The sequence below is a fragment of the Shewanella sp. GutDb-MelDb genome, assembly GCF_002836075.1.
Lineage (GTDB): Bacteria > Pseudomonadota > Gammaproteobacteria > Enterobacterales > Shewanellaceae > Shewanella.
In genome coordinates this window covers 1-5,965 of the sequence record NZ_PJBM01000006.1, presented here as the reverse complement: position 1 = coordinate 5,965, position 5,965 = coordinate 1, and the positions used below count along the sequence as shown (strand labels likewise).

General features: G+C 41.9%; 5 protein-coding genes and 1 other RNA gene. 3 read left to right on the top strand and 3 right to left on the bottom strand.

Annotation, left to right across the window (positions count from 1 at the left end; translation table 11 throughout):
- Both ssrA and smpB read right to left on the bottom strand, forming a co-directional pair.
- Positions 1-345: a transfer-messenger RNA gene (ssrA, locus tag CXF82_RS00265) on the bottom strand; the annotation flags it as partial.
- Positions 346-456: 111 nt separating this feature from the next.
- A complete protein-coding gene (smpB, locus tag CXF82_RS00260; RefSeq protein WP_101093378.1) occupies positions 457-951 on the bottom strand; it encodes an SsrA-binding protein SmpB in 495 nt (164 codons plus the stop codon).
- Between the two features lie 192 nt (positions 952-1,143).
- Between smpB and CXF82_RS00255 the strand changes: the two genes are divergently transcribed.
- Positions 1,144-1,575 (top strand): SRPBCC family protein, encoded by a 432-nt coding sequence (locus CXF82_RS00255; protein WP_101093385.1) that lies wholly within the window; start codon positions 1,144-1,146, stop codon positions 1,573-1,575.
- The gene (locus CXF82_RS00250) at positions 1,572-1,904 is read left to right on the top strand and encodes an RnfH family protein (RefSeq protein WP_101093377.1); all 333 of its coding nucleotides are present in this window, start codon (positions 1,572-1,574) and stop codon (positions 1,902-1,904) included. Before CXF82_RS00255 ends, CXF82_RS00250 begins: the two co-directional genes overlap by 4 nt.
- Before the next feature lie 160 nt (positions 1,905-2,064).
- Here CXF82_RS00250 and CXF82_RS00245 read toward each other — a convergent pair whose 3' ends face one another.
- On the bottom strand, positions 2,065-2,562 hold the full coding sequence (locus tag CXF82_RS00245; RefSeq protein WP_101093376.1) for an outer membrane protein assembly factor BamE: 498 nt from the start codon (positions 2,560-2,562) through the stop codon (positions 2,065-2,067).
- Positions 2,563-3,981: 1,419 nt separating this feature from the next.
- Between CXF82_RS00245 and aceB the strand changes: the two genes are divergently transcribed.
- Positions 3,982-5,607, top strand: coding sequence for a malate synthase A (gene aceB, locus CXF82_RS00240; protein WP_102043457.1), 1,626 nt, complete (start codon positions 3,982-3,984; stop codon positions 5,605-5,607).
- Positions 5,608-5,965: the final 358 nt, after the last annotated feature.

Here is a 5,965-nt window from a genome sequence, read left to right as displayed (position 1 = left end):
GGCGGGGCTCGAACCCGCGTCCAAAAAGCCTACGTCCAAGGCACTACATGCTTAGTCTCTCTTTTGGTTAACCAAGTACACTCCGAAAGACAGGATTGTAATTGGCGAGTTCAGTACTATTTCGCGGTTCACCCCTGAACGTGGTTCCCTCGCTATCAAATGTAAGATGACCATCTAAGAACCAAACCCATTTGATAAGTTTCGGCAAGATGGCTAGCTAGCCTAAGCTGCTAGAGAGTAGTTAGAGTCGTTTGCAACTATAACGGTGCGGCTTTTTACGAGGCCAACCGCCCCTCGGCATGCTCCCAGGGTTTCGAGAATCTTGTCGAATCCAGAATCGCCCCCAAGTACAGATTGATTGTAACGCGACACATCTTGTTTTACCAAGCATAAAAATCGCATTTGCAATCGTTTGTTCGTTTTGCGTACGTTATAAAAAAGTCAATGGCGCTTAAGTTACTGCTGTACCGCTTTTTTAATGGTACGCGCTTTTTCTATCTGCCATTCGCGATCTTTAGTATCGTCACGCTTGTCGTGTTCTTTCTTACCTTTACCTAGACCTATTTCGATCTTTACCCATGCACCTTTCTGCCAGTACATAGAGATAGGTACGATTGAGTAACCTTTACGATCGACTAAGCCTTTTAATTTATCTAACTCTTTACGTTTGAGCAGTAATTTACGTGAGCGCAGTGGATCGCACACGACATGAGTCGAGGCGGTGTTGAGTGGCGCGATAGTACAACCAAAAAGAAAGGCTTCGCCTTCTCTTAGAAATACGTAGCTTTCAGACAAGTTAACCTTGCCCATACGAATAGACTTAACTTCCCATCCCATTAGAGATAGGCCTGCTTCCATCTTCTCTTCAAACTTATAGTCAAAAGTCGCGCGTTTATTACGGGCAATCGAAGCGGAAGTGTTCTTTGAGTTTTTTGCATTTTTCTTAGCCATAGGCTAGCTATTATACGCAGCCAAGCCCAATTTGGAATTGGCCAAGCCGAAATATTCGGTTATTTATGGATTAGCTGATGCGTTTGTCTGCTTTTTGAGCACTTAATGAAGGTTAAGCGTGTCAAAGATGCGTTTTTTTGTAGGCATGTTAAAATTCAGCAATCCTGTTTATATTTTGAGTATCAATCATTAATGCCGCAAATTTCCCGCAATGTATTAGTTCGTTTTAGTGCGATGCAGATGTATGACTTAGTCAATGATGTCGAATCTTATAAAGAGTTCTTGCCAGGCTGTGTGGGTGGCAAGGTGTTGGAGTTTGATGGCACAACGATGGTGGCCTCGGTTGATGTGGCTAAAGCGGGGATAAGTAAAACATTTACCACTCGCAATCAGGTTGTTGCGGGCAAGAGTATTAAGCTGCAGTTAGAAAACGGTCCCTTTAAAGAATTGATTGGTGAGTGGACGTTTACTGAGTTAGCGGAAGATGCCTGTAAAGTCGATTTTGAACTTAGCTTTGAGTTTTCTAGCCCGATAGCGGACTTGGCGTTTGGTAAGGTGTTTAAAGAGTTAATGTCTTCTATGGTGACGGCATTTACTCGTCGCGCTAAGGTGATTTACACATGAATACAGATCAAGCTCAGTTTACGGTTGAAATTATCTATGCTCTGCCGCAACAGCAAAAGCGGATTAAAGTGAACATTGAACCAGGGACCACGTGTATTGATGCGGTGAAGCAAAGTGATATGCAGCGCTATTTCCCTGAAATTGATTTAGAGACGGTTAAGCTAGGTATTTTCAGTCGTTCAGTTAAACACGCTGAAGTACTGCAACCTGGGCAGCGGGTTGAGATCTACCGAGCACTTATCGCTGATCCTAAAGATGTGCGTCGTAAACGTGCAGAAAAAGCGAAAGACGAAGGGCGGGTGAATAAGATCACCGGCGCTAAGCTGTAAAGGGACTTTTGTTACTCTGCGCTATGTTGTTACGCGATTAATTGAGTCAGTTGATGCTTTAAAAGGTGATAGCCCTAAAACAAAAATGCGAGTCTCTTTAAAAGAGGCTCGCATTTTTAATATCTGTTGAAAGCTCAGCAGGGCTAAGCTAACACTCCAATTATTCGAAGTTTTTCTCTGATAGCGACTCTGGTTGAGTTTCTTGCTCTTCAACTAAAGGCTTTGCTTGAGGACGTTGCTCTGGGATCAGAGGCTCGCCTTCTGGCATATTAATTTCAGGTAGCTTGCTCTCTTCAAGTGGAGTATTAAACTCTTCACTCAAATCATAGTCACCTTTCACTTCAGACAGCATATCGCCGTTGAAGTTAATGATCAGCTCTTTATGGATGATGCTAGCATCGCGGCCACTTTTATAGTGGTAGACGTAATACCAAGTATCGTCTGAAAAACTATCACGTAAAACAGGGCGGCCTAATACGTACTCAACCTGCTCTTTAGTCATGTCAATACGCAGCTTTTCTACCTGCTGGTCTTCCATGTAGTTACCTTGTGGAATGTCAGGCTTATAGATCAAATAGTCGAATACACCACAGCCACTGAGCGATAGTGAGAGCGCAGCAGCGCCCAAAAGGGTAAGACTTCTTTTTTTAATTGTCATTGAATGCGCTACTTCATCAAAATCTGTCGGCCATAATACCCAAGCAATCCCCTATCTGACAAGGGCTATTGTCGCAGAGTTTGCTCAGGTTGCTAATCTATGTTGTTTCTCGGTTTTAACACTGAGGCTACATAAGCTGCTTATATTGAGTCGTGAGAAGGTAATTAGTTCATTCGTATTAGTATTTTTCTCGCGTTTAGCGTGTCGATACTGCATTTAAATGGGTCTGAAAAATATCTTCTGAAAAAGATAAATGAAGATGTATTAATCCACTTGATTGAAATTAAAGGCTTTATTGTTTCGTTGAAGCCATTGGGAGCTGCAGTGGTTTGGTGTTGTTAGCTTATTCCGTAGCTTTTGTATGAATAAGCCTCAACAGATGTCGTTTTGCTGCAGTTAAAGCAATAGCTATTGATTATTGGTGCAATGGAGTATTGATTTATTTCTGAGTCGTTGTAGCAATACTCAATAGCGTTATCGATGAATTGCTCGATATGTTGATATCCGCAACGGAGCAGCCCATACCCTTGGTCAAAATCTGCTGTTCTCAATAATGGCGGTCGCAAATTGACTAATTACATATTTTTGCATTGCAAAGTTTAGCGGCACAGCCGAGCAGGTAAGATGAGTTTTGCACTAATGTAGGCCTGTAAATGGGGGCTATTAGATTGGTTTAAGTCATTATTTAAAAAAAACATTACATAAAACCAATATTTTTTGTGATGTTAGTCACTATTCACCCTCGTCCTGAGTTGTTAACACTCAAATGCTTAACTTCTACTTAACGTAAACGTCAAATTTAAACGGTCGTTTACATTGGTAATTATTCATTATGCTTTTAACTCGCTGGTAATTAAGAATTTATTTGATTAACGCCAAAGAGAAGTGTAAACGCTTTCCGATATTCGCGATATTTTCATGCTCAATGTCAACCGTATTAAATGGTTTACATGTCGTAATTAATTTACGGAATGTAATTCTAGCGAGCTTGCTTGGTCAACTGGTCTTACAGGTCTTTGTTTTTAAACTTACATAAACATCGTTTTTGGTTAAGTATTTGTTATTAGTAGTTATTAAATGAGTTTTTAGCTGTTGGTAACCATGTTGTACATGCGATTACAATCCTCTTTTGAGTGGGTGACTAACCTGGGATTACTTGCATCAGTCACGGTTTATCGTTAGCTTTTATTACAAATAACGACATAAACCAAAGTGATCTCGAAATGCAGGAGTCGGCATTTCGAGGTCATTTGGGTATATACCTCAGAGTATGTTTTTTGTTGGGCTGCGATTTTCTACTCAAGAGAAAAAGAGTCCATTGCATTGTAGAAGCCGTATTTAGCCGCGCTAGATACACCACCGCAGGTCGGCGGTTTCATGAAACATACATACAGGCGATACAGTTTGGAGATAAAGTTGATGGCAGAACAGATCACAATTGATAATAGCGTTGTTGAAGATGAACTTGTGATTACCGCTAGCACTGTCAGTGGACAAGAAACGGTATTAACAGCAGGTGCGGTAAGTTTACTTAAAACGCTCTGTAAGCACTTTGCTAACGATGTACCGACATTACTCGCCAACCGAAAGATAAAGCAAGGGCTTGTCGATAAAGGTCAGTTGCCTGATTTCATTGAACAGACTAAAGCCGTTCGTGAAAGTGACTGGAAGATCAGAGGGATCCCCCATGACTTGCAAGATAGGCGCGTTGAAATAACGGGGCCGGTCGATCGCAAAATGGTGATTAACGCGCTTAATGCCAATGCAAAAGTGTTTATGGCTGATTTTGAAGATTCACTTGCTCCAAGTTGGGATAAGGTGATTGAAGGGCAGATTAATTTACGTGATGCCATTAACGGTGACATCAGTTATACCTCTGCAGAAACGGGTAAATCATATACGTTAGCTGCTGATCCTGCGGTGTTGATTTGTCGTGTACGTGGGCTACACATGTTGGAGAAGCACGTAAGCTATGCAGAGCAAGCGATACCCGCGGCTTTATTCGATTTTTGTGTCTATTTTTATAATAACTATCGTCAGTTGTTAAGTAAGGGCAGTGGCCCGTACTTCTATATTCCTAAACTTGAAAGCCATATAGAAGCGCGTTGGTGGGCAAAGGTATTTGCGTTTGTAGAGGAGCGTTTTTGTCTACAACCTGGCACGATTAAATGTACCTGCTTAATAGAAACCCTACCTGCCGTGTTTGAGATGGATGAAATTTTATATGAATTACGCTCAAACATTGTGGCGCTTAACTGTGGGCGTTGGGACTATATATTCAGCTATATAAAAACACTGAATAACCATAGTGACCGTATATTACCTGACAGACAATCAGTGACAATGGATACCCCCTTTCTGAGTGCATACTCGCGCTTGTTGGTTAAAACGTGTCATAAGCGTGGCGCGTTAGCGATGGGCGGTATGGCTGCATTTATTCCTGCAAAAGATCCCAAAGAGAATCAACAGATCCTAGATAAAGTACGTCAAGACAAGCAGCTTGAAGCGCGAAATGGTCATGATGGCACTTGGGTGGCCCATCCCGGTTTGGCTGATACTGCAATGGAAGTCTTCAATCAGTATATTGGAGATAATCATGTCAATCAGCTGCATATCACTCGCGATGTCGATGCACCAATACTTGCTCCGGAGCTATTGTCACCCTGCAAAGGTGAGCGTACAGAAGACGGAATGCGTCGCAATATTCGTATTGCATTGCGCTATATAGAGGCATGGATCAACGGTAATGGCTGTGTCCCTATATATGGTTTAATGGAAGATGCTGCCACGGCCGAAATTTCTCGTACCTCGATTTGGCAGTGGATTAAGCATCAGCAGAAGCTATCGAATGGCACATTAGTCACAAAATCTTTGTTTAAAGACATGTTGCTTCAAGAGCTGGCTCACGTTAAAGAGGAGGTGGGGGCGGATAGATTCACCCATGGTCGCTTTACCGAAGCCGCGGTTATTCTTGAGCAAACGACGACTGCAGATGAGCTGGTTGATTTTATCACTCAGCCCGTTTATGAGCTCCTTATTGCATAAGTTTTATTTTACAGAATAGGTTAACAGTGGATTTAAAGATTGAATGTAAAATAGGGTTTAAAATTTCAGTTTTACAAAGTGTTAGTTGCTGATTGGTTTTACAGTTTGGCTGCCTTTTGCGGCTTGTGTCCCCCGCGTAGTATTCCTACGTACTATGCGGGTTTTTAATAAAAAGAGTACTCTCCTGCTTCCCAGTATGGTGATGACTGTTTACGTTTGTGATTGGCGGCCCTCCGGGGTCGCATTTTTTTATTATTCTTAAGCCTCCCATATTCACCATAAATGTCAGTTAAACGTCGCCATAAGGCCAGTGAATCCTGCATTCTACGCCGATTTCGTATACAATTAATGCTATTAG

Coding starts and splice junctions, on each gene's coding strand:
- smpB (WP_101093378.1), bottom strand. CDS start 951: ATGGCTAAGAAAAATGCAAAAAACTCAAAGAACACTTCCGCTTCGATT.
- aceB (WP_102043457.1), top strand. CDS start 3,982: ATGGCAGAACAGATCACAATTGATAATAGCGTTGTTGAAGATGAACTT.
- CXF82_RS00255 (WP_101093385.1), top strand. CDS start 1,144: ATGCCGCAAATTTCCCGCAATGTATTAGTTCGTTTTAGTGCGATGCAG.
- CXF82_RS00245 (WP_101093376.1), bottom strand. CDS start 2,562: ATGACAATTAAAAAAAGAAGTCTTACCCTTTTGGGCGCTGCTGCGCTC.
- CXF82_RS00250 (WP_101093377.1), top strand. CDS start 1,572: ATGAATACAGATCAAGCTCAGTTTACGGTTGAAATTATCTATGCTCTG.